This window comes from Sinomonas notoginsengisoli (assembly GCF_021554725.1).
GTDB lineage: Bacteria > Actinomycetota > Actinomycetes > Actinomycetales > Micrococcaceae > Sinomonas > Sinomonas notoginsengisoli.
On record NZ_JAIZDP010000006.1, the window covers coordinates 40,056 to 64,824 of the forward strand.

A 24,769-nucleotide genomic window follows, 5' to 3' on the forward strand; every position below is an offset into this window, starting at 1 on the left:
CCGCCGGCTACCGGCTGGCTACTGGAGTGTGGCTGTGAGCCGCGCGACGTTGTCCACATAGCGGCTCAAGAGCGGCCGGGTCCGCCACTCGCGCAGGTCGAGCCGCTTGCTCACCTCGCGGTACATGTCCTCGACCTTGCGCATCTGCTCCACGATGTGCTGGCCAGGCAGCATGAGCGAGACCTCCATGTTGAGCGAGAACGAGCGCATGTCCATGTTCGAGGAGCCGAGGACGGCCACGTCGTCGTCCACCGTGAAGTGCTTCGCGTGCAGCACGAACGGCTTCGGATACCGGTAGATCGCCACACCGGCGGTCAGCAGCGCCTCGTAGTAGGACTGCTGCGCGTGGTGCACGAGGAACTGGTCGCCCTGCTCGGAGACGAAGAGCTCGACCGCGACGCCGCGCTGCGCCGCCGTCGTCACCGCATACAGCAGCGAATCGTCGGGGACGAAGTAGGGGCTGCAGATCGAGAGCCGGTGCTGGGCCGAGTAGATGAGGGTGTTGAAGAGACGCAGGTTGTTCTCGTTCGCGAAGGCCGGGCCGCTCGGGACCACCTGGGCAGGCGTCTCGCCCGCGGGCTCGGGGGCGACGAGCTGGCTCTCGAGCATCTCGTCCGTCTCGGAGAGCCAGTCAGTGGCGAAGACGACATTGAGCGTCGTGACCGCGGGACCCTCGATGCGCGCCATGAGCTCGACCCACTTCCGCTTGGCCCTGCGGTGGTAGGCGCGCTCGATCAGGTTCAGCGAGCCGGTGAACGCGGTCTCACCGTCCACCACGAGGATCTTGCGGTGGTTGCGCAGGTCAACACGGCGCCACTGGCCGTGCACCGGCAGGAGGGGCAGCATGGGGCGCCAGCGGACTTTCGAGTCCTTGAGGCGCCGCTTGAACGAGCGGTATCCGGGGATGCGCAGGCTACCGATGTGGTCATAGAGGAACCGGACCTCGACTCCCCTCTCTGCCGCCTCGGTCAACGCCGTGAAGAAGTCCTCAGTCACCTCGTCCCAGCTGACGATGTAGAACTCGGCGTTGACAAAGCGCTTGGCCTTGCGCACCGCGTCGGCCATTTCGGCGATCGCGTCCTCGTACCCCGGGATGAGCCGCACCGCATTGCCGTTGACCATGGGCAGCGAACCAAGCCCACGGTTCAGCTCGGCGGCGGAGTGCAGCCAGTCGGGGCCGTCGAATGTCGTGTCGACCTCGTCGGAGTCGGCCAGCGCCGCCCGCACGCGCGCGTTGACCTCCTGCTGCTGATCACGGCGCTTCCCGGAGAAGCGGAAGTTGCCGAACATGAGGAACAGGACCAGCCCGAGTGTGGGGACGAAGAAGATCGCGAGGAGCCATGCCATCGCGGTGGTGGGGCGGCGGTTCCCGGGGATGATGCCGAGAACGGCGATGCGGATCACGAAGTCGACAACGCCGAGCGCGAACGTGAGCCAATCCGGCAGGAGCCCGATGAGCGGCAGCTGGAGCAGCATGGGCACAGCCTAAGCTGTCCACATGACTCAGACCGTTCTCGTGTTCCTCGACCGCGCGTTGCCCGACGGCCGAATCGAGGACGCCGCCAAGCCGCAGCTGTTCGCGACCGACCTCGGCGCCACGCGCGGCGACGGAGTGTTCGAGACGCTGCTGGTCCTCGACGGGCATGTGCGCAAACTGCCTGCACACCTGTCCCGCATGCAGCATTCCGCGCAGGTGCTCGAGCTGGAGGTGCCCGGGCACGAGGCATGGGAGCGCGCCATCGTCACGGCCCTCGACGAGTACCAGCGCGTGGTCGGGCCCCTCACCGAGGTGGTCGTGAAGCTGGTCGCGACGCGCGGCGTCGAGGGCGTCCACGAGGCCACCTGCTGGGTCGCGGCGTCGGCCCCTGCACCCGCGGCGAAGCGGCAGCGGGAGGAGGGCATCGACGTCCTGCTCCTGGACCGCGGCTACGATTCCGACGTCGCCGAGCGCGCGCCCTGGCTCCTGCTCGGTGCCAAGACGCTCTCCTATGCCGTGAACATGGCGGCCCTGCGGCACGCACACGCCCACGGCGCCGATGACGTCATCTTCACCTCCTCCGATGGGCAGGTCCTCGAGGGGCCCACCTCGACCGTCCTGCTCGCCCACGCTGATACGGACGACGCCGGCCACGTCACCCTGAAGAGGCTCGTCACCCCGCGCTTGGATTCCGGCATCCTGCCCGGCACGTCGCAGGGCGCGCTCTTCGCCGCCGCGAAGGAGGCCGGGTGGGAGCTCGGGTACGGGCCCCTCGAGCCAGAGGACCTCTTCGACGCCGAGGCCGTGTGGCTCATCTCCTCCGTGCGGCTGCTCACGCCCGTGAACCGCATCGATGGGAAGGCCGTCGGCACTGATCCGGCGCTGGCCAGGGCCCTGACCGAGGAGCTCTCGGCCCTGTTCGACAAGATCGCCTGACCGGGCCGGGGGCTGACCTCGCGCCCCCACGCGGCGACCTCGCGGCCCCACGGGGTGACCTCGGCGGATCGGAGGGAGGAGGCTCTGGAAAATAGTTGGAAGTCCGAGTATCTTCGATCTCAGATGACTTGGATCACATCCATCCCCAAGCGAAGGAGCTTGTCATGGTTCGCGAACTCACCCACTACATCGGCGGCGCTCGCGTCGACGGGACATCCGGGCGCTTCAGCGACGTCTACAACCCCTCCACCGGCGAGGTCCAGGCCCGCCTCCCTCTCGCCAGCAAGGACGAGGTCAGCGAGGCGATCGCCAACGCGGAGAAGGGCCAGGCCGAGTGGGCCGCGATGAACCCGCAGCGCCGCGGCCGGATCCTGCTGAAGTTCGTGGACCTCGCCAACCGGCACATGGACGAGCTCGCCGAGATGCTCTCCTCCGAGCACGGCAAGACCTTCGCGGACTCGAAGGGCGATGTCCAACGCGGCCTCGAGGTCGTCGAGTTCTCCGCCGGCGCCGCGCCGCACCTGCTCAAGGGCGAGTTCTCGGACAGCGTCGGCACGGGCATCGACGTGCACTCGCTGCGCAAGCCGCTCGGAGTGGTCGCGGGCATCAGCCCGTTCAACTTCCCCGCAATGATCCCGCTGTGGCAGGCGGGGCCGGCCCTCGCGGCGGGCAACGCCTTCATCTGCAAGCCGAGCGAGCGTGACCCCTCGGTTCCGCTGCGCCTCGCCGAGCTCCTCACCGAGGCCGGACTCCCGGATGGGGTGTTCAACGTGGTCAACGGGGACAAGGAGGCCGTGGACGCCCTTCTCGAGGACCCGCGCGTCAAGGCCATCGGCTTCGTGGGCTCCACCCCCATCGCCCAGTACATCTACGCGACCGCCGCCGAGCACGGCAAGCGCGCCCAGTGCTTCGGCGGTGCGAAGAACCATATGGTCATCCTCCCGGACGCGGACATGGACATGGCCGCCGATGCCCTCATCGGCGCAGGCTACGGCTCTGCCGGCGAGCGCTGCATGGCCATCTCGGTCGCCGTTCCTGTGGGCGAGAAGACCGCGGACGCCCTCGTGGCGAAGCTCCAGGAGCGCATCAAGGACCTCCGGGTAGGCGCGGGCATGGACCCCGAGGTGGACTTCGGGCCGGTCGTCACCGGGGCGGCCAAGGAGCGCATCGAGGGCTACATCGCCGCCGGCGCCGAGGAGGGCGCGGATCTGGTCGTAGACGGCCGCGGGCACACGGTAGAGGGGCACGAGAACGGCTTCTGGGTCGGCCCCACCCTGTTCGACCGCGTCACGAAGGACATGTCGATCTATAAGGACGAGATCTTCGGCCCGGTCCTGAGCGTGGTCCGCGCCACTGACTACGACGAGGCTCTCCGCCTGTGCAGCGAGCACGAGTTCGGCAACGGCGTGGCGATCTTCACTCGCGACGGCGACGCCGCCCGCGACTTCGCGAGCCGCGTCGAGGTGGGCATGGTCGGCGTGAACGTGCCGATCCCCGTCCCCATCGCCTACTACACGTTCGGCGGCTGGAAGGCCTCCGGCTTCGCCGACCTCAACCAGCATGGCCCCGACGCCTTCCGGTTCTTCACCAAGACCAAGACGGTCACCACGCGCTGGCCTTCCGGCGTACGCCAGGGCGCGAGCTTCATCATGCCGGCGGGCAGCTGATGGCGCCCGCTGAAATGGACACAGCGCAGGAACACGAGGTGCTCTTCGAGCGGAAGGGTGGGCTCGGCGTCGTCGTGCTCAACCGCCCGCGCGCGGTGAACGCACTCACCATGGGAATGGCAGAAGCCATGCTCGCCCAGCTCACAGCCTGGGCCGAGGACGACACCGTGCAGACCGTCCTCGTGCGCGGTGCAGGCGATCGCGGACTGTGCGCGGGCGGGGACATCGTGGCGATCTACCACGACATGCTCGACGGCGGCGACGCCACCGCACGCTTCTGGGCCACCGAGTACCGGCTCAACTCGCTCATCAGCCGGTACCCGAAGCCGTACGTCGCGTTCATGGACGGGCTCGTGCTCGGGGGCGGGGTGGGCGTCTCGGCGCACGGCTCGCACCGGATCGTCACCGAGCGGACGCGCACGGGCATGCCGGAGACCACCATCGGGTTCGCGCCGGACGTGGGGGGCACGCTCCTGCTCGCCTCGGCACCGGGCGAGGCAGGCACGCACGCCGCCCTCACCGGCGCCCACCTCGACGCCGCTGACGCGATCCATCTGGGCCTCGCGGACTTCTTCATCCCGAGCAGCCGCCTGGATGCCGTCGCCGCCGCCCTCGAGCGGGACAGGGCAGACGACGTCGTCGGCCGCCTTGCGTCCGAGCCTCCCTTGTCGCCGCTGGCTGCCCAGCGGGGCTGGATCGATGCGGCGTACGCATCAGACGACGCCGAGGAGATCGTGACCAGGCTTCGCGCCCACGAGGATCCGGCGGCGCGAGCTGCCGCCGAGACCATCGAGGCCAAGTCCCCCACGTCCATCAAGGTCACGCTCGAGGCGCTGCGCCGCGCCCGCGCCCGCGGCCCGATCCCGCTGGCCCTCGAAGAGGCCCTCGAAGAGGAATACCGGGTCGGCCTGCACCTGCTGGCCGGCCACGACTTCCAGGAAGGCGTCCGCGCGCAGGTCATCGACAAGGACCGCAACCCTCGATGGGAGCCGTCCACACTGGCGGACGTGACCCGTGGTGAGGTCGAGGCCTGCTTCGCGCCGCTCGGCGACCGCGAGCTCCGACTGGCCGAGACAGTGGCGACCCCGTGAGACTCCCGGCCACCCGCTAGAACGATGCCCACAACGATGCCCGAGGAGAGACCATGACAGAGCAGTCCGCGGCCGGCGACGCCGCGCAGTCAGCAGGCACTATCGCGTTCCTCGGCCTCGGCCACATGGGCGGCCCGATGGCGGTGAACCTGATCAAGGCCGGCTACACGGTGGTGGGCTACGATCCGGTCCCCGCGGCCATCGAGGCCGCCCGGGACCACGGCGTCCCGGTGACGGGCTCAGCCGTGGAGGCTGCGACAGGCGCCTCCGTGATCCTCACGATGCTCCCCAGCGGCCGCCACGTCCTCGAGGCGTACCGCGGCAGCGGCGGGCAGCCCGGGCTGCTCGAGGCTGCCGCCCCCGGCACCCTGTTCCTGGACTGCTCCACGATCAACGTCACCGAGGCGCAGGAGGCCGCCGCGGCGGCAATCGCAGCGGGCCACCGCTCAGTGGACGCGCCCGTTTCCGGCGGGGTGGTCGGCGCGGAGGCGGGCACGCTCACCTTCATGGTCGGCGGCGAGGACGATGACGTCGCAACGGTGCGCCCCATCCTCGAGACGATGGGCAAGCGCGTGGTGCACTGTGGCGCCCACGGCCTCGGCCAGGCCGCCAAGGTCTGCAACAACATGATCCTCGGCGTGTCGATGATCGCTGTGAGCGAGGCGTTTGTCCTGGGCGAGAAGCTGGGCCTCACTCACGAGGCGCTGTTCGACGTCGCGGCACACGCATCGGGCCAGTGCTGGGCGCTGACCACCAACTGCCCCGTCCCCGGTCCGGTCCCCACAAGCCCCGCCAACCGCGACTACCAGCCGGGATTCGCCGGAGCACTCATGGCCAAGGACCTCGGCCTGGCGGTCAACGCGCTCGAGCACACTGGTGTCGCCGCGGACATGGGGCAGCTCGCGGCGAGGATCTACAACTCGTTTGTCGAGCACGGCGGCGGGGGCACCGACTTCTCGGGCATCATCAACTCGATCCGCGAGCAGTCCGAGTAGCGACCCCAGAACCGCGGCTAGAGGGTCGCTGGGATCTCGCGCCCGGGGAACAGGGTCGCGTACTGCTTGCGGTACAGGCGGCGTCCAACGAGCCGGTAGGCGAAGCGGATCGGGGCGGGTATGTCCTTGAAGAACTCCTCCCGCTCCCCCGGCGGGTTCGTTGCGAGCACGAGGCCGAGGTAGGCGAGCATCACCTTGGTCTCGAATTCGTCCGTCCCGTGCTTGGCGAGGGCGGCGAGGTCCTGCTCCGTGAGCACCTTGTCCGCCACCGGCATCATCTCGGTGACCTCGCGGCGCAAGTGCACCTTGAGGAGCTCCGAGAGGTCCGCATAGCGTGTGGCGAGCTCGTCGCGCGCCGTGGGATCCGCCGTCGCCATCCACTGCTTCCGTAGCGGCTCGATGACCGCAAGGCGGTCGGCGACCTGACGGTGGTGCTCGAGCATCTGCGCGACGTGCAGGGCGCACGCCGGCGCCTGCTCCTCGAGCTTCGGGTACATGAGGCGGTCCTCAGCCTCATGGTGGACGTGCAAGAGCTTGTCGAAGTTCCCGAGGACCTCGCCCACGTAGGAGGCACGGCCCGTATCGCCGGGACCTGCGGTGCGGACAAGCCCGGGCGCCTCGTCGTAGGCCCACAGGAAGACTCGGTGGATTCGCCGCATGGCGGCTGTAGCCGAGCACAGCATGGGGCCGGGCGGCACTTCTGCGGCGGTCTCCCCCGGGAGCATCGTGAAGAAGTCAGGCATGGCGGATCTCCTGTTGTAGATCCCCCCGGGGAACCGACCCGACAAGGATGGTACGGCGGCCTCCGCGCGCATCACAATGGTCCGCGCGGTTATCCAGTCGCTCTACGCGAAGTCACCGGCCTGGCGGCGGAAGTCGCTGAGGATCCTCAGGAGGTCCTCGACGTCGACGCTCGTGAAGCCGGAGCGCCCGAACACCTCGGCGTTGAGCGCCGCGGTGGCCTTCTCCGTGAGCGCGCGGCCGTCGGCTGTGAGCTCGATGAGCGTGGTCCGGCCATCGGTGGGGTGGCGGGTCCGTTCCACGTAGCCAGCCGTCTCGAGCCGGTCCACGGCGTTGGTGACCGACGTCGGGTGGACTTGGAGGAGGGCGCTGGCCTTGCTCATGGGCAGGGCCCCGGTGCGGGCGAAGCTCAGGAGCGCGAGCATCTCATACCGTGAGAACGTGAGCCCGAGCGGCTTGAGCACGTCCTCGATCCGGGCCATGAGGATCTGCTGGGTCCTCATGATCGCGGTGATGGCGGCCATGGGAGCCGCGACCTCTCCCCACCCGTGCAGTTCCCAGTTGCGCCGGGCGTCGGCGATCGGGTCGCGGGGAAGCGGGGCGCCCATGGTCCTCCTCTCGTTCGGCCTAGTCTCTGAGGGACGGAAAGTCTGCCTCAGAGTATTCGACCCCGAACCCGCTGGGGCCTCCCGGCTCCGAGCTCCGGGGCCCGGTGCTGTGACGGGCCTCTTCGCTGCGCCGCAGTTCGACGCGGCGAATCTTGCCCGAAATGGTCTTGGGGAGCTCGGTGAACTCGATGCGCCGGATGCGCTTGAACGGGGCGAGCTGGAGCCGGCAGAAGCGCAGGATCTCCTCGGCCACGGCGGGACCCGGCTCGTACCCGGCGGTGAGCACCACGAACGCCTTCGGAACGGAGAGCTTGACCTCGTCCGGAGACGGCACCACGGCTGCCTCCGCGACGGCAGGGTGCTCGATGAGCACGCTCTCGAGCTCGAACGGCGAGAGCCGGTAGTCGGAGGACTTGAAGACATCGTCCCCGCGGCCCACGTAGGTGATGAGCCCGGAGGCGTCCCGGGTGGCCATGTCCCCCGTGTGGTAATAGCCGTCCCGGAACGCGTCGGCGGTCTTCTCGGGGTCGCGGTAGTAGCCCTTCATGAGGCCCACCGGCCGCGGGTCGAGGGCCAGGCACAGCTCGCCGTCGTCTCCTTCCTCACCGGTGGCTGGGTCCACGAGCACGACGTCGTAGCCCGGCAGCGGCCTTCCCATCGCACCGGCGGTGACGGGCTGGCCCGGCGTGTTGGCCACCTGCACGGTGGTCTCGGTCTGGCCGAAGCCGTCGCGGATCGTCACGCCCCACGCCTTCTCCACCTGCCCGATGACCTCGGCGTTGAGCGGCTCGCCGGCGGAGACCACCTTGCTGGGCGGGTTCTCCAGCTGGGTCAGGTCGGACTGGATGAGCATGCGCCATACGGTGGGCGGGGCGCAGAAGCTTGTCACGCCTTCCCGCCCCATTTGCTCCATGAGGGCGGAAGCGTCGAAGCGCTCGTAGTTGTAGATGAACACGGTGGCCTCGGCGATCCACGGCGTGAACACGTTGGACCAGGCGTGCTTGGCCCATCCGGGCGAGGCGACATTGAGGTGGACGTCGCCTGGCTCGACCCCGATCCAGTACATCGTGGAAAGGTGGCCCACGGGGTAGGAGACGTGGGTGTGCTCCACGAGCTTGGCCCGGCTCGTGGTGCCGGAGGTGAAGTAGAGCAGGAGGGTCTCGTCCGCGCGGGTCGGCGTATCCGCGGTGAAATCGGTGCTCGCCGTGGCGGCTTCGCCGTAGTCGAGCGTGCCGTGCGAGAGGTGGGGGGCCGGCGTCGTGCCCCCCGGTGCGGCGCCCGCCGCGCCCGGGACCACGATGACGCGGTAGTCGCCGGCGACGTCGTCGAACTTGGGCGCATTCGCCGCGCCCACGGCCACCCAGTGCGCGCCGCCGCGCTCCACGCGGTCCTCGAGGTCGCGGCGGCCCATGAGCGTGGTGGTGGGGATCATGACGATGCCCAGCTTGATCCCGGCGAGCATGAGCTCCCACAGCTCCACCTGGTTGCCGAGCATGACGATCATGTGCTCCCCGCGCGCCACGCCCTGGGCGCGAAGCCAGTTCGCGACCTGGGAGGAGCGTGCCGAGAGCTCGGCGAACGTGCGGCGGGTCGAGCTGCCGTCCTGCTCCACGATGACGAGGGCGGCCTGGTCCTTACGCACCGGGTCTGCGGCGATCGCGTCGAACCAGTCGAGGCCGAAGTTGAACTCCTCGAAGCGGGGCCACTCGAAGTCGGCGTGGGCCCGCGTGTAGTCCAGGCGGAGCGTGAGGAGCCTGTCCCGGGCGGCCCGGAATTCGTCGGTGACAGTCATGGTCTGCCTTTCGTATCCGTTCCCAGGACTGCATCGTCCTAGTGATCCGTGTCACGATGAAATATAGTTGGACTTCCTAGGATTTGACCAGCTCCCCTCCCGTCCAAAAGAACTCTGTCCAGAAGAGGCCCCATGCTCCAGGCACCCGAGTCCCTCCGTCCCGACGTCGCGCTCGGGTCACTGCCCTTCCCCGATGCCGACCTCATGCACGTTCTCGACCTGCTCTCGCCCGCCGAGAGGGATCGGTTCACCGAGCTGCGCGCGGTGCTCCAACAGGAGATCCGGCCGCTGACCCCTCAGTACTGGAACCGCGAGGAGTTCCCGTTCGGGCTCCTACCCCGCCTGGCCTCACTCGGTCTCGGGCGCCTCCAGACGGACGGATCGTCGCGCCTGTTCACGGGGCTCGCCTACATGGAGGTGGCACGCGCCGATGTGTCCCTGTCCGCGCTCGTGGGAATCCATAACGAGCTCGTGGTCGGAATGATCCACGACCTCGGCTCCCCCGAGCAGAAGGCCCGCTGGCTCCCGGGCCTCGAGTCCTTCACCTCGTTGGGCGCCTTCGCCCTCACCGAGCCGGAGCACGGTTCGGACATCGCAGGGGGCCTCGCCACCACCGCCACGCACGACGGCGACGGCTGGGTTCTGCGCGGATCGAAGCGTTGGATCGGGGCCGCGACCATCGCTGACTTCGCCCTGGTCTGGGCGCGGGACACCGCGGACGGAGCGATCAAGGCGTTCATCGTCGAGACCGACACGCCAGGGTTCTCGGCCACGAAGATCGGCAACAAGATCGGGCTGCGGATCATGCAGAACGCGGACATCGTGCTCGATTCAGTGCGCGTGCCGGAGGCGAACCTGCTGCCGGGCGCCACGGCCTTCGAGAAGGCCAACGAGCTCCTGCGCGACTCCCGCGCGTGGGTGGGGTGGCAGGCCGCCGGGATCCAGCTCGGGGCGTTCGACATCGCCCGTGCGTACGCGCTCGAGCGCATTCAGTTCGGACGGGAGCTCGCCCGATTCCAGCTCGTGCAACAGCAGCTCTCCGAGATCCTCGGAAATGCCCACGCCTCCCTCTCGCTCATGGTCGAGCTCGCACGGATCCAGGAGTCGGGCCAGCTGGAGATGGTGCAGTCTGCCATGGCGAAGGCCACGACAACCCGGCTCGCGCGCTCGTCGGTGGCGCTGGGCCGGTCCCTCCTCGGCGGCAACGGCATCACGACCGACTACGAGATGGCCAAGCTCTTCGGCGACGCCGAGGTGCTGTACACGTACGAGGGCACGTACGAGATCAACTCCCTCATCGTTGCCCGGGCCGTCACGGGCAAGTCCGCTTTCGTCTGAGGCGGCCCGCAGGCTGGACGGCTCTGGCGCGGAACGGCATCGTATGCCTACGGTTCAGGGATGGAAGACAAGGATCGCGTGCCGGCCCCACCCGGCCTCCCGGCATTCGACGAAGACGCGCCGCTCGACGACGGCTACAGCCAGAGCGAGAACTACGGCCACAATCAGGAGTCACTCCAGCTGCACGATCCGCACCGGTACGCGGACACGCCGCCCGGAGAGCCTCGCACCGAGCGCGAAGTCCCCGCGCCCAAGCCGGTGAAGCGGCGGCCCCACGCCGTGGGGCTCGGCACAGCGGGCTCCGGGGGCATCCCGGATTCGAAGGGCGAGAGCCACACCGGATTTGGCGACCCGGACCGCGACTGAGCCGCCGCCCCGCCGAGGGCCGGCTTCGGCGTCATACGGGGTGATGTCGGCGCACGGGCCTCGCGTACCCGGGCGCCTGTGGGCAAGACTGGCCCCATGCCGAACGCACTGCACAACACTGACTTCATCCAGGTCTCCCACGCAGGGTCCCTGCCCCGCACGCCAGAGCTCCTCGCGGCCAATGCGGTCCAGGCGGAGAATCCCGGCGATCCCGAGCAGTTCGAGCGTCTCCTAGCGGACTCGGTCGTCGGCATCGTCGCGCGGCAGCTGGACGCGGGGCTCACGATCGTCAACGACGGCGAGTACGGACACACGATGTCCAACGCCGTGGACTACGGCGCGTGGTGGAACTACTCGTACTCACGGCTCGGCGGGCTCACGCAGGGCGGTGTGGACCGCTGGCAGATGACCGAGCAGATCCGCTCCGAGCCGGGCAGGATCCGCCTGACCACGATGCCGGACCGCCGCGACCGCGCGCGCTTCAATGAGGCGTACAACGACCCGAACTCGTTCATCCTCACGGGCCGCAAGCCGGTTCCGCAGCCCACCATCACAGGCCCGCTCACCTACGTGGGCCAGCATCAGGTCCAGCGCGATGTGACCAACCTCGTGGCGGCCCTGCAGGCGGAGGACGCGACGTCGGGCTTCCTCCCTGCCCTCTCCCCCGGCTCGGCCTCCCGACTGGCCAACGAGTACTACAAGACCGACGAAGAGCTCGTGTACGCATGCGCGGATGCGATGCGCGAGGAGTACAAGGCCATCGTCGACGCCGGGCTCACGGTCCAGATCGACGACCCGTCCATCGCCGAGAACTGGGACATGATCAACCCGGAGCCCACCGTCGAGGACTACCTCGCCTTCACGAAGCTGCGGGTCGAGGCCCTCAACTGGGCGATCCGCGACCTCCCCCAGGAGCAGATCCGCTTCCACCTGTGCTGGGGCTCGTGGCACGGCCCCCACACCACGGACATCCCGTTCAAGGACCTCGCCGAGACGATGCTCTCGATCAACGCCGGATCCTATTCGTTCGAGGCGGCCAACGTGCGGCATGAGCACGAGTGGAAGGTCTGGCGGGACCTCGACCTGCCCGAGGACAAGGTGATCGTCCCGGGTATCGTCTCGCACGCCACCAATGTGGTCGAGCATCCCGAGCTCGTCGCGGAGCGGATCGAGCGCTTCGCGCAGATCGTCGGCAAGGAGCGGGTGATCGCCTCGACGGACTGCGGCCTCGGTGGGCGTGTCCACCCGCAGATCGCGTGGGCCAAGCTCGAGGCGCTGTCCGAGGGTGCGCAGATCGCCAGCCGCCGGCTCTGGGGCTGAGCCGTGACGCACGACGCCGCGCCGGAACCTCCCAGCCCCGTCCCGCCATCGGCTCCACCCCTCAGCAACGAGGTGACGCTCCGCTTCCTCGCGGCCCCCACGGACAAGGGCCACTCGGGCTCGGTAGACGCCGGCACGGTGCTCGAATGGGTGGACAAGGCTGCGTACGCGGCCGCCGTTGGCTGGGCCAAGGCGTACTGCGTGACGGCGTACGTGGGCAACATCCACTTCGCGGACCCGGTCAATGTGGGCGACATGGTCGAGGTCACCGCGACGATCGTCTACACAGGCCGCACCTCGATGCACATCCGCACGGTGGTCTCCTCGGGCGATCCCAAGGGCGGCACTCCGACGATGCGCAGCCAGTGCCTCGTGATCTTCGTGGCGGTCGGCCAGGATGGCCGCCCGGTCGAGGTCCCGAGGTGGGTCCCCCGGACCGAGGATGAGCGCGAGGCGCAGGCCCACGCCGTCGCCCGTATAGCGGTCCGGGACGAGATCGTCGCGTCGATGAAGCGCCAACAGTACACGGACGCCGGGACCGCGGAACGTGTGGTGCTGAGGTTCCTCGCGGCTCCCACGGATGTGAACTGGGGCGGCAAGGTCCACGGCGGTGTAGTCATGAAGTGGATCGACGAGGCCGCGTACGTGTGCGCCTCGCGGTACTGCGGGCGGGACGCAGTGGCCGTGTTCTCGGGCGGCGTGCGGTTCTACCGGCCGCTGCTCATCGGGGACGTCGTGGAGGTCGAGGCCCGGCTCGTGTACACGGGCACGAAGGGCATGCACATCGCGGTGCACGTCCGCTCGGGCTCTCCCAAGGGCCACGAGCTGAACCTGACCACGTACTGCCTCACGGTCATGGTGGCCCGCGACGAGGCCGGCACCGCCGTCCCTGTTCCGCACTGGGAGCCCGTCTCCGACGAGGACCGGCGCCTCTGGGAGCACGCCCGCGAGCTGCTCCAGATCCGCGGCAAGGCCCCCGGCGGACGCCTGCCGAACCACCTGCTCGGGAGCTGAGCCCCTGCTCTGAACCACGACGTCGGTGGGCCGCCCTCGCCGGACGGCCCACCGGCGTCGTGCGTGATGCGCCCACCCCTTGCCCTTCCCACCGTCGGACGCTAACATACAACCAAATGGTTGTAGATCAGGTACCCCGAGAACTGTCCGACGACGAGATCGACCGGATCTTCGGTGCCCTCGCGGACGCCACCCGCAGGGACATCCTCCGGCAGTCGCTGCTGCGCGAGCAGTCCGTCTCGGAGCTCGGGAGGAACTACGCCATGAGCTTCGCGGCCGTGCAGAAGCACGTCGCGGTGCTCGAACGGGCACTGCTCGTCACGAAGGAACGCCGCGGGAGGGAGCAGATCGTGCACTCGAATCCCGCGGCAATCCGCAGGGCGGCGCGCCTCCTCGACGCGTACGAGGAGCTCTGGCGCGACCGCATCGCCCGGATCGGAGACATCCTGTCCGAGGCCACGCACCCAGGGAACGACCAGAAGGACACCGCACCATGACGTTCGTCTCCAGCACCAAGGACACCGAGAACCTCACCTTCACGCTCATCACCGAGTTCGCGGCCAGCCGCGAGCGCGTGTGGCAGGTGTGGGAAGACCCGCGCCAGCTCGAGCGCTGGTGGGGGCCGCCCACGTGGCCCGCCACGTTCGCCAATCACCACTTCGCCCCGGGCGGGAGGTGCCACTACTACATGACGGGGCCGGACGGCACCCAGGCTCACGGCTGGTGGGAGATCAAGGCCGTGGACGCGCCGGCCCGGCTCGTGATTGAGGACGGATTCGCGAACGAGGACGGCTCCCCCACCGACCCAGAGGACACGACGACGATGGTCGCGGTCCTCGAGGACGCCAGCGGCGGCACGCGTATGACTGTCACCACCACGTTCCGCAGTCTCGAGCAGCTCGAGCGCATGGCAGCAATGGGCATGGAGGAGGGCATGAAGCAGGCGTCGGAGCAGATCGACGCGATCCTCACCGGCTCGAGGGAGGGATCGGTCCGCTAACCCCGGCAGTCCGACGCACCGCGGCGCCGGGTCACCTCGCGTGGCCCGGCGCCGGTCGTGCCCCGTCGGCTGCGCGACGCATTATCGGCAGCCGCGCCTCGACCTCCGTCTCCCTACGACTCGTGGAATTGCGACCCGTCCGGTCGGCTCAGCACCACGAACGAGCGGCGGTGGGTGATGTAGTCGCTCGGCCACGTCGCGACGGCCCGGATCTTCTGCAGGGCGCCGGAGAGGAGCACCACGTGGACCCCCAGCCAGGCGAGGAAGGCGAGCGGGCCGTTGAGGAGCACGCGCTTCGGACCGGGCCCGACCTCGGCGACGGCGGATCCTCGCCCCACCATGGCCATGTAGCCCTTGTCCACGTACCCGAACGGTGCCCGGTGCCGCCCCCCGCCCTCGATGTCCGCCAGGATGTTCTTCGCAGCCCACGTCCCGGCCTGGAGGGCGCACGAGCCGAGCTGGGGAAGCTTGTTGCCCTTCGCATCGGTCATGTTGGCCGCGTCGCCGAGGACGTACACGTCGTCGAATCCCGGCGCCGTCAAATCGGGATTGACGTCGATGCGCCCGCCGCGGCCCTGTGGCAGCCCGGAACCGGCCACGACGGCCCCGGCCTTGAGCCCTCCGGCCCACACCACGAGGGTCGCGGGAATCTCCGTGCCGTCCTTGAGCAGGACCTTGTCCTCGGTGATCTCGGCGACCGGCGTGCCCAGGTGCAGCTGGACGCCCATGGCGGCCAGCCGGCGTCCGGCGTATTCCTTGGACTTGTCCGAGAACACGTTGAGCACGTTCGGCACCATGTCCACCAGGTGCACGCGGCAGCGGTTGGCGAGCCACGGGGAGAAGTAGTCGGGCAGGACGTACTTGACGGTCTCGGCGAGCGCGCCGGCGGTCTCGACGCCGGTGGGCCCGGCGCCGATCACCACGAAGTCGAGCTGCTTGCCGTCGTCTGCCCTGTCGGCGTCCTCGAGCACGTTCGAGAGGGTGCCGCCAACCTTCACGGCGTCGCCCACGGAGTAGAGCGGGTAGGTGTGCTCGGCGCCGGGCGTGTTGAAGAAGTTGGCTTCGGCACCGGAGGCGAGGATGAGGAAGCGGCCCTCGTAGGACTTCCCGTCCGATGTTGTGACGCGCTTGCGCTCTGCATCGACGCCCGTGACCTCTGCGGCGACGAGACGGATGTTCGGCTGGCCGCGGAAGATGTCGCGCAGCGAGCGGGCCACCTCGGAGACGCCCAGCTGCAGCGTCGCCACCTGATAGAGGAGCGGCTGGAACTGATGGTAGGGATTCTTGTCGATCAGGAGGACCCGCACGCCCTTGCGCCCGAGTGTGCGGGCCGCTGCGACACCCGCAAACCCTCCGCCGACAACGATGACTTCGTAGTTCTCGTCCACGTGGCGCACATTACCCACTCGGAGCCCTGTGGGGAAACACCCCGCCACGCCCAGTGGGGGCTCCGCCGCGACCGCGCATATTGCCAATCGTTACCACCGGCCCATAGTCCGCCCCTGAACCCCGTGCTACGTTCAATCGAAGAGTAATGAGCGCCAGCGCCAAGCCCTGACTTGCTGGCCGGCAACCCTCCAAGTGGCGGGGTGCCTCAGGTGAGTACTCGGCATTCGTTTCCTCGATACGCAAGCTACGAAGGAGTCCCGCCATGCCCGATACCGCCACGGAGCAGGCCGAGCCGGCCCCTGCTGCAACGCCACTCAACGATCCGGCCGCACCCGGCGGGCCCTCCGAGGACAAGCTGGCGTACCGGCTCCTGACGGGGCCCGACACGCGGGAATTCTGTGCACGAATCTCCCAGGCCCTTGCGGACGGGTACGTGCTGCACGGCAGCCCGGCGGCCACGTTCAACGGCACCGATGTGATTGTGGCGCAGGCCGTGATCCTACCGCACGCGGTGGCCCGCGCCGATGCCGCGGTCGCCTCCGCCGTGGATTCGCTCGAGTATGAGGGCGAGGGCCACGCGTGAGCTACGCGGGGGATCTCACCCCGCAGGAGGCGTGGGAGAAGCTCGTGAACGGCGACGCCGTGCTCGTGGACGTGCGCACCGAGGAAGAATGGGCGCACATTGGCATTCCCGACACCAAGGGGACAGACAATGATCCGCTGTTCATCCCCTGGGTGTTCGCGGGCGGCATCCCGAATCCCGACTTCGTCATGGAACTCGAACTCCAGGGCCCCGAGGACAGGAGCACGGAGCTGATCTTCCTCTGCCGCTCCGGCGCGCGATCCGCCGCGGCCGCCGCCGTGGCCTCGAATCTGGGCTTCACCGCCTTCAACGTGCTCGAGGGCTTCGAGGGTGTGCCCGGGCCTGACGGCGCAAGGACCGTCAACGGCTGGAAGAACCGCGGGCTGCCGACCAATCTGGGACAGGACTAAGTACTTACGTGAGCTTTGGCAACAATCATGAGATATCGAGCAGCTGGGCCGAGGACACCCAGGCTGTGCGCGGCGGGCTCCTCCGCACCGAATTCCAGGAGACTTCGGAGGCGGTGTTCCTTAACTCAGGGTTCGTCTACGAGTCCGCCGAGGCGGCCGAGCGGGCGTTCACCGGTGAGGACGAGCGGTTCGTGTACTCGCGCTACGGCAACCCCTCCGTGGCAACCTTCCAGGAACGGCTCCGCCTGCTCGAGGGCACTGAGGCCTGCTTCGCAACGGCGTCCGGAATGTCGGCCGTGTTCACCGCCCTGGCGGCGCTGCTCGGGGCCGGGGACCGGGTCGTGGCGGCGCGGAGCCTCTTCGGCTCGTGCTTCGTGATCCTCAACGAGATCCTCCCCCGGTGGGGGGTTGAGACGGTGTTCGTTGACGGACCGGACCTGAACCAGTGGCGCGAGGCGCTGTCGGTGCCAACCACTGCCGTGTTCTTCGAGTCTCCGTCCAACCCTATGCAGGAGCTCGTGGACATCCAGGCCGTCGCGGACCTCGCCCACGCGGCGGGGGCCACCGTCGTCGTCGACAACGTCTTCGCCACTCCCCTGCTGCAGCGCAGCCTCGACTTCGGCGCGGACGTGGTGGTGTATTCAGGCACGAAGCACATCGACGGGCAGGGCCGTGTGCTCGGCGGCGCAGTGTTGGGGACCAAGGACTTCATCGATGGCCCCGTGAGGAACCTGATGCGCCACACCGGGCCTGCGCTCTCGGCGTTCAACGCCTGGGTGCTGACCAAGGGGCTCGAGACGATGGGGCTGCGTGTGCGGCACTCGTCCGCGAGCGCCCTCGCTATTGCCGAGTGGCTCCAGGAGCAACCGCAGGTGAGCTGGGTGAAGTACCCGCACCTGCGCTCCCACCCCCAGTACGAGCTCGCCCGCAAGCAGATGAGCGCCGGCGGGACGGTACTCACGTTCGAGGTCGAGGGCGGCAAGGAGGGCGCGTTCCGCCTGCTCAATGGCCTCGAGGTCATCGATATCTCCAACAACCTCGGCGACTCGAAGTCCCTCATCACGCACCCCGCGACCACTACCCACCGGGCCATGGGGCCCGAGGGTCGGGCTGCGATCGGCTTGGGCGACGGCGTGGTCCGGCTCTCCGTGGGCCTCGAGGACGTCGGTGACCTCATCGGCGACCTCGCTCGGGGGCTCGGCGCCGGCTGACCGGGCCGCTGAGTGAAGTGGACCGCCGCCGCAGCGGAGCGGATTCGGACCCAGGAGGCAATGCCATGAAGCAGTTCAGCATCGTCCTCAGATCGCCGCTTCCCCCGGAGCAGGCCTGGGCGCGCGTCCTGGACCTGCGCGCCCACGACCGCCTCATCCCGTTCACCCGCATCACCAGCGGCCTCGCCGGTGCGCACGAGCTCCGCCCCGGCCACAGCTTCACAGCGTGCACGATGCTCGGGCGCGTCGGCTTCGATGACGTCATGACCGTCGAGTCGATCACTCCGCCCAACGGCCGCTCGCCCGGCACGGCGCGTATCGTCAAGAGCGGGCGCCTCGTCCTCGGGTCCATAGACCTGAACGTGGCGGCGCATGACGGCGGCTCGACCATCCGCTGGTCACAGGACTTCGCTCTGGGTCGCCTCTGGCGTCCCCTCCGGTGGGCCGCGGGACTCGTGGCGCCCGTGTTCTACCGGACCGTGCTCCGGCGCCTCCTGCGCGGGTGACGCGCGGCTCGCGTTGAGTTCCTACTTCTGCAGGACGTAGGCGCGCAAGTCGTCCAGGGTCTGCTGCATGTGCGCGTCCATGGCTGCCCTGGAGGCCTCGGGATCCCGGCGATGCAGCGCCTCGCTCACCAGGGCGTGCATGGAGATGGCGTGCTCCTGGATCGCGGGGACCACTGACGTCTCCGAACGCCGTTCGGCGAGAATGCGGCTGAGCGGCTCGAAGAGCACCGCGATGAACGCGTTCTCGGAGGCGTGCAGGATCACGTCGTGGAAGGCGAGATCGGCCTCGACGAACGTCTGGAGATCGCCGGCGTGGTGCGCCCTCCGCATCTGTTCCAGGAAGGCGTCCAGTGCCGCGAGGTCCTCGTCGGAGATGCGCTGCGCGGCGAGCTCACACGCACCCGTCTCGAGCATGCGGCGGAGCTCGATGAGCTGCACGGCCGAATCGCTCGCGTCGGTGCCCTCGCTCGTGGCCCGCAGCACCGCGTGCAGCGAGCTCCAGCGGTTGACCGGGTTCACATACGTGCCCCGCCCGCGCTCCACGCGCAGGATGTTCTGTGCCGTGAGGGTCTTGACGGCCTCCCGGATGGTCATGCGGCTCACGTCGTAGCGGGAGCTCAGCTCGAGCTCGCCTGGGACGGCTGCGCCTGTGGGGAGTTCGCCGGCCACGATCCGGTCCAGCAGCGCATCGGCCACCTCGCCCACGAGGGACTTCCGTGCCAAAGAGGCCCCTTTCTGCGCCCGATTCCGGGGCCAGTCTAGGGATCAGGCCGACCCTTGCGCTCAAGTGGCGTCCTATGTGACCCTGTATCCGACATTAGATGTCTGACATCTTACTAGTCAGCCCCCGCACAAGGAAGTGTTGCCATGCTCCTCGAAGCCGAAGCCCTCGCCGCCTACCCTGCAGAGACCCAGGTCTCCGCGCGGGAGGTGGCGGATGCGGTGGAACGCTCGGGCCGCGTCCTCGTGGTCCTCGACGATGACCCGACCGGCACGCAGTCGGTGTCCGGCCTGCCCGTCCTGACGCGCTGGGACGTGGAGGATTTCCGCTGGGCGTTCGCGTCTCGGAGTGGCGGCAGGCGCGCAGCCGCCGTCTACGTCCTCACGAACACACGCAGCCTCGGGCCAGATGAGGCAGCCGAGCGCAACCGCGAGGTGGTCGCCGCCGCCAGCGAAGCCGCTCAGGAGGCCGGAGTGTCCCTCGCCTTCGTGAGTCGCAGCGACTCGACCCTCCGAGGTCACTTCCCCCTTGAGACGGACACGCTCGCCGAGGCGATCTCCGCTCACGGCGGCCCCTCGGTGGACGGCGTCGTGATGGTCCCAGCCTTCCCCGAGGCAGGGCGCGTGACCATTGGAGGGGAACATTACGTGCGCACGACGGCGACCGCTCCCCCGGCCGCGGACAGCTCGCCGCAGCCCGCGCTCACTCCGGTGAGTGAGACGGAGTTCGCTAGGGATGCGACTTTCGGATTCTCGACCTCATACCTCCCTGCCTATGTCGAGGAGAAGACCAACGGTCGCGTACGCGCCGAGGACGTGATCGTGCTGGACCTCGGCACCGTTCGCTCTGGCGCCCCCGCCATCGCGGACGCGATCACCCCCGCGCACGGCTCTACCCCGATCGTCGCGGACGTCACCGGGGAGAACGACCTTCGTGCCCTTGCCCTCGGGCTCGAGGAGGCCGAGCGCCGCGGCAAACAGCTCCTGTACCGAGTGGGTCCGCCGTTCGTCCGTGGACGGATCGGCCAGGAAGTGCACGCGCCGCTCATGGCCGAAGAGGTCTACGGGACCTCCGCAGCCTCGGCGACCGGCGGTGCACGCGAAGACCTCAGGGCGGGCGGCCTCATTGTGGTGGGCTCCCACGTGGGCCTCACGACCCGACAGCTCGCCGCGCTCAAGGCACAGCACTCCTCGGCGGAGAGCATCGAGATCGACGTCAACCAGCTCCTCGATCCGGCTGCCGCCGATGCCCACATTGAAGCCACCGTCGGCGCCGTCGTTCGCCACCTCCCCAAGGGCGACGTGATCCTCCATACATCCCGCACCCTCGTCAAGGCCGATGACCCCGAACAAAGCCTCGAGATCGCCCGCATGGTGAGTGCCGCCGTCGTGAGCGTGGTCCGCACCGTTCTGAAGACCGCCCCGCCGCGGTTCGTTATCGCCAAGGGCGGCATCACCTCCTCCGATGTAGCCGCGCACGGCCTTGAGATCCGCCGCGCGATCGTGCGCGGCCCTATGTTGCCGGGGATCGTCTCGCTGTGGGAGCCCGTCGATGGGCCCGCGCGGGGTATCCCTTACGTCGTTTTCGCAGGCAACGTCGGCAATGACGAGTCGCTCGCGAAGGTCACGAAGACCCTCAGCGTGACGTTCTGATCCTTTCTGACTCGCACTGACTCGCATCTTTCACGGCATGTTTCGTCCCGTTCACAGGAGAACCCCCATGACCGACACTTCTGCCCATCCGGTCACCGCCCAGACCGAGACCGTCGCGGTCCTCGGCTTGGGTGCCATGGGGCTGCCCATGGCCACCCGCCTCGCCACCCGGCTCACCGTCCGCGGCTTCGACATCGCCCAGCCACGGCTCGACCTCGCCTCTGCCGCAGGCATCGTGACGTTCAGTTCCGCCAAGGAGGCAGTCGAGGGGGCCGATGCGCTCCTCCTCGCCGTCCGCAACGGCCAGCAGCTCGACGAGGTCCTGTTCGGCGAGAACGGCGTGGCCCCCTCGCTCCGGCGGGGCGCCGTCGTGATCCTGACGAGCACCGTGGGCACGGAGGCCATCCCGGCCACCGCGGCCAAGCTCGCAGAGATGGGGATCGGCCTCGTCGACGCGCCCCTCTCCGGCGGGCCGGTGCGCGCGGGCAACGGCGAACTGCTCATCGTGGTCGGCGCCGCGCCAGAGGATCTCGAGAAGGCCCGGCCGGTGGTCGAGCTGCTCGCCTCAACCCTCACGGTGGTGGGCGACAAGCCCGGGGACGGCCAGGCGCTCAAGACCGTGAACCAGCTCCTCTGCGGCGTGCACATCGTCGCCGCGGCCGAGGCCCTCGCCCTCGCAGACGCCCTCGGCCTCGACACGGCCAAGACCCTCGAGGCGCTCGAGGCCGGCGCTGCAGGCTCGTTCATGCTCTCCAACCGTGGCCCTCGCATGCTCGAGGCCTACGGCGAGGAAGGGGCCGAGGTCCTCTCCCGTCTGGACATCTTCGTCAAGGACATGGGGATCGTCGGCAAGGCCGCCCGGTCCGCGGGCCTCGCCATCCCCGTCGCAGCCGCTGCCGAGCAGCTGTACCTCCTCGGCCAGGCCCATGGCCTGGCCACCGCAGACGACTCCGCCGTCATCAGGGTCATCGCACCCTCCCGCCGGCCCGGCCAGCCTGATCGTGCTCCGGGGCGCCATTCCTGAAGCGTTGACAGCACCCGTATTTCCTATAGGATATTGGGTAAGCCAGCTCACACGGCTTCCCTCTTCTCGATCTGCAACGGAGCACCATGTCGACCGAACCAGCGTTCACCGCGGAGTCGTGGCCCATCGCCACATGCCTCCACGGGTTCCAAACCGTGGACCGCAAGGGAGTGGCGATGCACGATGCCGCCCCCGAAGTCTGGGACGGCATGTTCGCCCAGATCGCTGACGTCGGCTTCACCCTCGCAGAACTCGCAGACAGCCACGTCCGCCCGGCCGACCTAAAGCCCTCGCGCCGCGACGAATTCCTCTCGATCGCCGCATCCCACGGCGTGGGAGTCCCCTCCGTCCACCTCCAGCGCCAGAGCGTGATCATGCCCGGCCACGAGGAGCGCAACCTCGAGTACGCCCACCGCACCATCGACGCGGCCGCCGAGTGGGGCATGCAGGTCTTCTCGACCGGCCTCCACCAGCCCTTCAGCGAGGCCCAGCGCAAGGCCCTCTGGTTCTGGACGGCGGAGGGGCCGAAGGACCCCGCCGACCGCGAGGTGTGGGACGCCGCGGTCGGCCGCATTCGCGAACTCGGCAAACACGCCGCGGATTTGGGGCTGCGGATGTCCCTCGAGATGTACGAGGACACCTACGTCGGCACGGCGGACAGCGCTGTGCGCTTCATCGAAGAAGTCGGCCTGGACAACGTGGGCCTCAACCCCGACGTCGCCAACCTCATCCGCCTGCACCGGCCGGTCGAGGACTGGCGCTACCTCTTCGAGAAGACGCTCCCGTACGCCAACTACTGGCACGTGAAGAACTACACGCGCGACGAGGCCGCGGACGGCAGCTGGGCCACCTCGGTGCCCTCGACCATGGAGATGGGCCTGATCAACTACCGCCAAGTGTTCCGAGACGCGGTCGCTGCCGGCTTCGACGGGATCATCCTCACCGAGCAGTACGGCGGCGACAGCCTCGGCGTCTGCGCCACAAACCAGAAGTACATCCGCACTCTGCTCCCGAAGGGCTAGGAGAACCACATGTCTGACCTCACCGTCGCCGTTGTCGGCTCCGGGTACATGGGTGGCGGGATTGCCCAGGTCCTCGCCCTTGCCGGTGCCACCGTGAAGATCGCCGATGTCTCCGAGGAGATCGCCACAAAGAACTACGGGCGCCTCATCGCGGAGGCCCGGCAGTTCGTGGCGGACGGGCTCTTCCCGGACGACGCCGTCGAGCGCCTCGAGGCGCACCTCTCGCCGGCCACCTCGATCGAGGAGGCCGTAGCGGACGCCGACTTCATCGAGGAGGCCGTGCCCGAGAAGATTGAGATCAAGCACGAGACGCTCCGCCGCATCAGCGCCGCGGCGCGCCCGGACGCCGTCATCGGCTCGAACACCTCGACCATTCTCATTGCCTCGCTCGCGGAGGCCGTCTCCCACCCGGAGCGGTTCCTCGGGGTGCACTTCTCCAACCCCGCCCCGTTCATCCCCGGCGTCGAGCTCATCCCGCACCCCGGGACAGACGAGGCCGTCATCCCGCTCGTCGAGGAGCTCGTTTCCTCTACGGGCAAGGAGACGGCGCGGGTCAAGGATTCCACCGGGTTCGTGCTCAACCGGCTCCAGTACGCGCTGTTCCACGAGGCGACGCAGATCGTCGAGGAGGGCATCGCCACTCCCGAGGACCTCGACACCATCGTGAGGACGACCTTCGGGTTCCGCCTGCCGGTCTTCGGGCCGTTCGCGATCGCGGACATGGCCGGCCTGGACGTGTACGCGTTCTGCTATGCGTCGCTGCAGACCCGCTGGCCCGAGCGCTTCGCAACCCCTGAGTCCCTCAAGGAGCTCGTTGACGCCGGCAAATTCGGCACCAAGTCAGGGGCGGGCTACCTCGATGTCCCCGCTGAGCGCATCCCGGAGCTCGTCGCCTACCGCAACAAGGCCTACGTCGCCATGAAGAAGCTCATGGACGAGCTCGGCCCCGCCCCCATCCAGCCCGCGCACGCCGCGGCTGCCCACTGAGGACCAGGAGAACCGCATGACTGACTTCCCCGCATCCCGCACGGTCGTCCTGACCGGCGCGGCCTCACCACGCGGCATCGGCCGCGCCTCCGCCCACTACCTGGCCGAGCGCGGCTGGAACATCGGCATCATCGACGTCGACGCGGAGGCCGCAAAGCGCGTGGCGGAGGAGATCGCCCTCGAGCACGGTGTCCAAGCCGCCGGCGCAGGCGCCGACGTCTCCGACGAGGCCCAGGTCCGCTCGGCGTTCGACGAGCTCGAGGGCCAGCTGCCCCAGCTCGTGGCCCTCGTCAACCTTGCGGGCGTCTCCTCGCCCGTGCCGTACCTCGAGGTCACGGCGGACGAGTGGAACCGCGTCATGGGCATCAACATGAACGGCGTGCACTACGCGACGCGGCGGGCCGTCGAGACCATGGTCAAGAACGGCGTGGGCCGCGTGGTGAGCCTCTCCTCCGTCTCTGCGCAGCGGGGTGGCGGAACGTTCAGCAAGACGGTCTACTCGGCGGCCAAGGCCGGCGTCATCGGCTTCTCCCGCAGCGTCGCCCGCGAGCTCGGCCACGACGGCATCACCGTCAACGTCGTCTCCCCCGGCCCGATCGACACGGACATCATGGGCGGCACCCTGAGCGAGGAGCGCAAGGAGAAGATGGCGGCCGACGGCGTGCTGCCGCGGATCGGGACCCCGCGAGACATCGCAGCTGCCATCGCCTACCTCATCAGCGAGGACGCCGGCTTCGTGACGGGCCAGACCCTGAACGTCGACGGCGGCCTCTACATGCACTGAGAGGACAGCATGAAATCCATCTTCGGGACCACGTGGTCCAAGTCGCGGATCGCCTTCCTGGCGATCGGAATCGTGTTCGCGGTCATCGGCATCGTGACGATCATCCAGGGCCATTAGGCCCAGCCCCAATGTTCC

General features: G+C 68.7%; 25 protein-coding genes and 1 riboswitch. Of the genes, 19 read left to right on the forward strand and 6 right to left on the reverse strand.

All coding sequences use genetic code 11. The features are described 5' to 3' along the window. Positions 1-18: 18 nt before the first annotated feature. Positions 19-1,476 (reverse strand): cardiolipin synthase, encoded by a 1,458-nt coding sequence (cls, locus tag LF262_RS11280; RefSeq protein WP_235780492.1) that lies wholly within the window; start codon positions 1,474-1,476, stop codon positions 19-21. Positions 1,477-1,498: 22 nt separating this feature from the next. Between cls and LF262_RS11285 the strand changes: the two genes are divergently transcribed. From LF262_RS11285 to mmsB, 4 genes are all read left to right on the forward strand, one after another. Continuing rightward, positions 1,499-2,413 carry an aminodeoxychorismate lyase gene (locus LF262_RS11285; protein WP_235780493.1) on the forward strand — a complete coding sequence of 305 codons (915 nt, stop codon included), beginning with the start codon at positions 1,499-1,501 and terminating at the stop codon, positions 2,411-2,413. Between the two features lie 164 nt (positions 2,414-2,577). Beyond that, entirely contained in the window at positions 2,578-4,080 is a 1,503-nt protein-coding gene (locus tag LF262_RS11290; RefSeq protein WP_235780494.1) for a CoA-acylating methylmalonate-semialdehyde dehydrogenase, read from the forward strand. 14 nt (positions 4,081-4,094) lie between these two features. After that, positions 4,095-5,171: an enoyl-CoA hydratase/isomerase family protein gene (locus LF262_RS11295; RefSeq protein WP_235780495.1), complete on the forward strand. Its 1,077-nt coding sequence runs from the start codon at positions 4,095-4,097 to the stop codon at positions 5,169-5,171. A 53-nt stretch (positions 5,172-5,224) separates the two neighbouring features. Next, positions 5,225-6,166 carry a 3-hydroxyisobutyrate dehydrogenase gene (gene mmsB, locus LF262_RS11300; RefSeq protein ID WP_235780496.1) on the forward strand — a complete coding sequence of 314 codons (942 nt, stop codon included), beginning with the start codon at positions 5,225-5,227 and terminating at the stop codon, positions 6,164-6,166. A 17-nt stretch (positions 6,167-6,183) separates the two neighbouring features. On the opposite strand, the gene LF262_RS11305 is transcribed toward mmsB, so the two are convergent. The 3 genes from LF262_RS11305 to LF262_RS11315 all read right to left on the reverse strand — a co-directional run bounded on the left by LF262_RS11305 (position 6,184) and on the right by LF262_RS11315 (position 9,307). Beyond that, complete coding sequence (locus tag LF262_RS11305) at positions 6,184-6,909, reverse strand: hemerythrin domain-containing protein (protein ID WP_235780497.1); 726 nt, start codon at positions 6,907-6,909, stop codon at positions 6,184-6,186. A gap of 102 nt (positions 6,910-7,011) precedes the next feature. Beyond that, entirely contained in the window at positions 7,012-7,515 is a 504-nt protein-coding gene (locus LF262_RS11310; protein ID WP_235780498.1) for a MarR family winged helix-turn-helix transcriptional regulator, read from the reverse strand. Positions 7,516-7,534: 19 nt separating this feature from the next. Further along, positions 7,535-9,307, reverse strand: coding sequence for an AMP-binding protein (locus LF262_RS11315; RefSeq protein ID WP_235780499.1), 1,773 nt, complete (start codon positions 9,305-9,307; stop codon positions 7,535-7,537). 132 nt (positions 9,308-9,439) lie between these two features. Here LF262_RS11315 and LF262_RS11320 point away from each other — a divergent pair, with 132 nt between their 5' ends. From LF262_RS11320 to LF262_RS11345, 6 genes are all read left to right on the forward strand, one after another. Beyond that, a complete protein-coding gene (locus tag LF262_RS11320) occupies positions 9,440-10,645 on the forward strand; it encodes an acyl-CoA dehydrogenase family protein (RefSeq protein ID WP_235780500.1) in 1,206 nt (401 codons plus the stop codon). Between the two features lie 60 nt (positions 10,646-10,705). After that, the gene (locus tag LF262_RS11325) at positions 10,706-11,011 is read left to right on the forward strand and encodes a hypothetical protein (protein ID WP_235780501.1); all 306 of its coding nucleotides are present in this window, start codon (positions 10,706-10,708) and stop codon (positions 11,009-11,011) included. 96 nt (positions 11,012-11,107) lie between these two features. Then, complete coding sequence (locus tag LF262_RS11330; RefSeq protein WP_235780502.1) at positions 11,108-12,331, forward strand: cobalamin-independent methionine synthase II family protein; 1,224 nt, start codon at positions 11,108-11,110, stop codon at positions 12,329-12,331. 72 nt (positions 12,332-12,403) lie between these two features. Beyond that, positions 12,404-13,345, forward strand: coding sequence for an acyl-CoA thioesterase (locus LF262_RS11335; protein WP_235780624.1), 942 nt, complete (start codon positions 12,404-12,406; stop codon positions 13,343-13,345). Between the two features lie 116 nt (positions 13,346-13,461). Then, positions 13,462-13,842: an ArsR/SmtB family transcription factor gene (locus LF262_RS11340; protein ID WP_235780503.1), complete on the forward strand. Its 381-nt coding sequence runs from the start codon at positions 13,462-13,464 to the stop codon at positions 13,840-13,842. Next, entirely contained in the window at positions 13,839-14,345 is a 507-nt protein-coding gene (locus LF262_RS11345) for an SRPBCC family protein (RefSeq protein WP_235780504.1), read from the forward strand. Before LF262_RS11340 ends, LF262_RS11345 begins: the two co-directional genes overlap by 4 nt. A gap of 113 nt (positions 14,346-14,458) precedes the next feature. Here LF262_RS11345 and LF262_RS11350 read toward each other — a convergent pair whose 3' ends face one another. Beyond that, positions 14,459-15,733: an NAD(P)/FAD-dependent oxidoreductase gene (locus tag LF262_RS11350; protein WP_235780505.1), complete on the reverse strand. Its 1,275-nt coding sequence runs from the start codon at positions 15,731-15,733 to the stop codon at positions 14,459-14,461. Positions 15,734-15,875: 142 nt separating this feature from the next. Then, a riboswitch (SAM riboswitch) is annotated at positions 15,876-15,986 on the forward strand. Between the two features lie 10 nt (positions 15,987-15,996). Between LF262_RS11350 and LF262_RS11355 the strand changes: the two genes are divergently transcribed. The 4 genes from LF262_RS11355 (at position 15,997) to LF262_RS11370 (ending at position 18,444) form a co-directional block, all read left to right on the forward strand. After that, a complete protein-coding gene (locus LF262_RS11355) occupies positions 15,997-16,317 on the forward strand; it encodes a DUF1737 domain-containing protein (protein WP_308190528.1) in 321 nt (106 codons plus the stop codon). Further along, positions 16,314-16,727 (forward strand): rhodanese-like domain-containing protein, encoded by a 414-nt coding sequence (locus LF262_RS11360; RefSeq protein ID WP_235780506.1) that lies wholly within the window; start codon positions 16,314-16,316, stop codon positions 16,725-16,727. The genes LF262_RS11355 and LF262_RS11360 overlap by 4 nt, the downstream gene beginning before the upstream one ends. A gap of 8 nt (positions 16,728-16,735) precedes the next feature. Continuing rightward, positions 16,736-17,938, forward strand: coding sequence for an O-succinylhomoserine sulfhydrylase (locus LF262_RS11365; protein ID WP_235780507.1), 1,203 nt, complete (start codon positions 16,736-16,738; stop codon positions 17,936-17,938). 65 nt (positions 17,939-18,003) lie between these two features. After that, complete coding sequence (locus LF262_RS11370) at positions 18,004-18,444, forward strand: SRPBCC family protein (RefSeq protein WP_235780508.1); 441 nt, start codon at positions 18,004-18,006, stop codon at positions 18,442-18,444. Positions 18,445-18,465: 21 nt separating this feature from the next. Here LF262_RS11370 and LF262_RS11375 read toward each other — a convergent pair whose 3' ends face one another. After that, entirely contained in the window at positions 18,466-19,167 is a 702-nt protein-coding gene (locus tag LF262_RS11375; protein ID WP_235780509.1) for a FadR/GntR family transcriptional regulator, read from the reverse strand. Positions 19,168-19,311: 144 nt separating this feature from the next. On the opposite strand from LF262_RS11375, the gene LF262_RS11380 reads away from it, so the two are divergent. From LF262_RS11380 to LF262_RS11400, 5 genes are all read left to right on the forward strand, one after another. Continuing rightward, a complete protein-coding gene (locus tag LF262_RS11380) occupies positions 19,312-20,817 on the forward strand; it encodes a four-carbon acid sugar kinase family protein (RefSeq protein ID WP_235780510.1) in 1,506 nt (501 codons plus the stop codon). A 67-nt stretch (positions 20,818-20,884) separates the two neighbouring features. Next, positions 20,885-21,841 carry an NAD(P)-dependent oxidoreductase gene (locus LF262_RS11385; protein WP_235780511.1) on the forward strand — a complete coding sequence of 319 codons (957 nt, stop codon included), beginning with the start codon at positions 20,885-20,887 and terminating at the stop codon, positions 21,839-21,841. Positions 21,842-21,927: 86 nt separating this feature from the next. Beyond that, positions 21,928-22,863, forward strand: a complete 936-nt coding sequence (locus LF262_RS11390) for a sugar phosphate isomerase/epimerase family protein (protein WP_235780512.1) — start codon at positions 21,928-21,930, stop codon at positions 22,861-22,863. Between the two features lie 9 nt (positions 22,864-22,872). Next, positions 22,873-23,850, forward strand: a complete 978-nt coding sequence (locus LF262_RS11395) for a 3-hydroxyacyl-CoA dehydrogenase family protein (protein ID WP_235780513.1) — start codon at positions 22,873-22,875, stop codon at positions 23,848-23,850. A gap of 16 nt (positions 23,851-23,866) precedes the next feature. Next, positions 23,867-24,634, forward strand: a complete 768-nt coding sequence (locus tag LF262_RS11400) for an SDR family NAD(P)-dependent oxidoreductase (RefSeq protein WP_235780514.1) — start codon at positions 23,867-23,869, stop codon at positions 24,632-24,634. Positions 24,635-24,769 lie beyond the last annotated feature (135 nt).

Excerpts from the sequence above, each read along its gene's own strand:
- LF262_RS11330 (WP_235780502.1), top strand. The coding sequence starts at position 11,108 with ATGCCGAACGCACTGCACAACACTGACTTCATCCAGGTCTCCCACGCA.
- LF262_RS11290 (WP_235780494.1), top strand. The coding sequence starts at position 2,578 with ATGGTTCGCGAACTCACCCACTACATCGGCGGCGCTCGCGTCGACGGG.
- LF262_RS11320 (WP_235780500.1), top strand. The coding sequence starts at position 9,440 with ATGCTCCAGGCACCCGAGTCCCTCCGTCCCGACGTCGCGCTCGGGTCA.
- LF262_RS11305 (WP_235780497.1), bottom strand. The coding sequence starts at position 6,909 with ATGCCTGACTTCTTCACGATGCTCCCGGGGGAGACCGCCGCAGAAGTG.
- LF262_RS11345 (WP_235780504.1), top strand. The coding sequence starts at position 13,839 with ATGACGTTCGTCTCCAGCACCAAGGACACCGAGAACCTCACCTTCACG.
- LF262_RS11395 (WP_235780513.1), top strand. The coding sequence starts at position 22,873 with ATGTCTGACCTCACCGTCGCCGTTGTCGGCTCCGGGTACATGGGTGGC.
- LF262_RS11370 (WP_235780508.1), top strand. The coding sequence starts at position 18,004 with ATGAAGCAGTTCAGCATCGTCCTCAGATCGCCGCTTCCCCCGGAGCAG.
- LF262_RS11385 (WP_235780511.1), top strand. The coding sequence starts at position 20,885 with ATGACCGACACTTCTGCCCATCCGGTCACCGCCCAGACCGAGACCGTC.
- LF262_RS11285 (WP_235780493.1), top strand. The coding sequence starts at position 1,499 with ATGACTCAGACCGTTCTCGTGTTCCTCGACCGCGCGTTGCCCGACGGC.
- LF262_RS11310 (WP_235780498.1), bottom strand. The coding sequence starts at position 7,515 with ATGGGCGCCCCGCTTCCCCGCGACCCGATCGCCGACGCCCGGCGCAAC.
- mmsB (WP_235780496.1), top strand. The coding sequence starts at position 5,225 with ATGACAGAGCAGTCCGCGGCCGGCGACGCCGCGCAGTCAGCAGGCACT.
- LF262_RS11355 (WP_308190528.1), top strand. The coding sequence starts at position 15,997 with ATGCCCGATACCGCCACGGAGCAGGCCGAGCCGGCCCCTGCTGCAACG.
- LF262_RS11295 (WP_235780495.1), top strand. The coding sequence starts at position 4,095 with ATGGACACAGCGCAGGAACACGAGGTGCTCTTCGAGCGGAAGGGTGGG.
- LF262_RS11380 (WP_235780510.1), top strand. The coding sequence starts at position 19,312 with ATGCTCCTCGAAGCCGAAGCCCTCGCCGCCTACCCTGCAGAGACCCAG.
- LF262_RS11340 (WP_235780503.1), top strand. The coding sequence starts at position 13,462 with ATGGTTGTAGATCAGGTACCCCGAGAACTGTCCGACGACGAGATCGAC.
- LF262_RS11390 (WP_235780512.1), top strand. The coding sequence starts at position 21,928 with ATGTCGACCGAACCAGCGTTCACCGCGGAGTCGTGGCCCATCGCCACA.
- LF262_RS11325 (WP_235780501.1), top strand. The coding sequence starts at position 10,706 with ATGGAAGACAAGGATCGCGTGCCGGCCCCACCCGGCCTCCCGGCATTC.
- cls (WP_235780492.1), bottom strand. The coding sequence starts at position 1,476 with ATGCTGCTCCAGCTGCCGCTCATCGGGCTCCTGCCGGATTGGCTCACG.
- LF262_RS11315 (WP_235780499.1), bottom strand. The coding sequence starts at position 9,307 with ATGACTGTCACCGACGAATTCCGGGCCGCCCGGGACAGGCTCCTCACG.
- LF262_RS11400 (WP_235780514.1), top strand. The coding sequence starts at position 23,867 with ATGACTGACTTCCCCGCATCCCGCACGGTCGTCCTGACCGGCGCGGCC.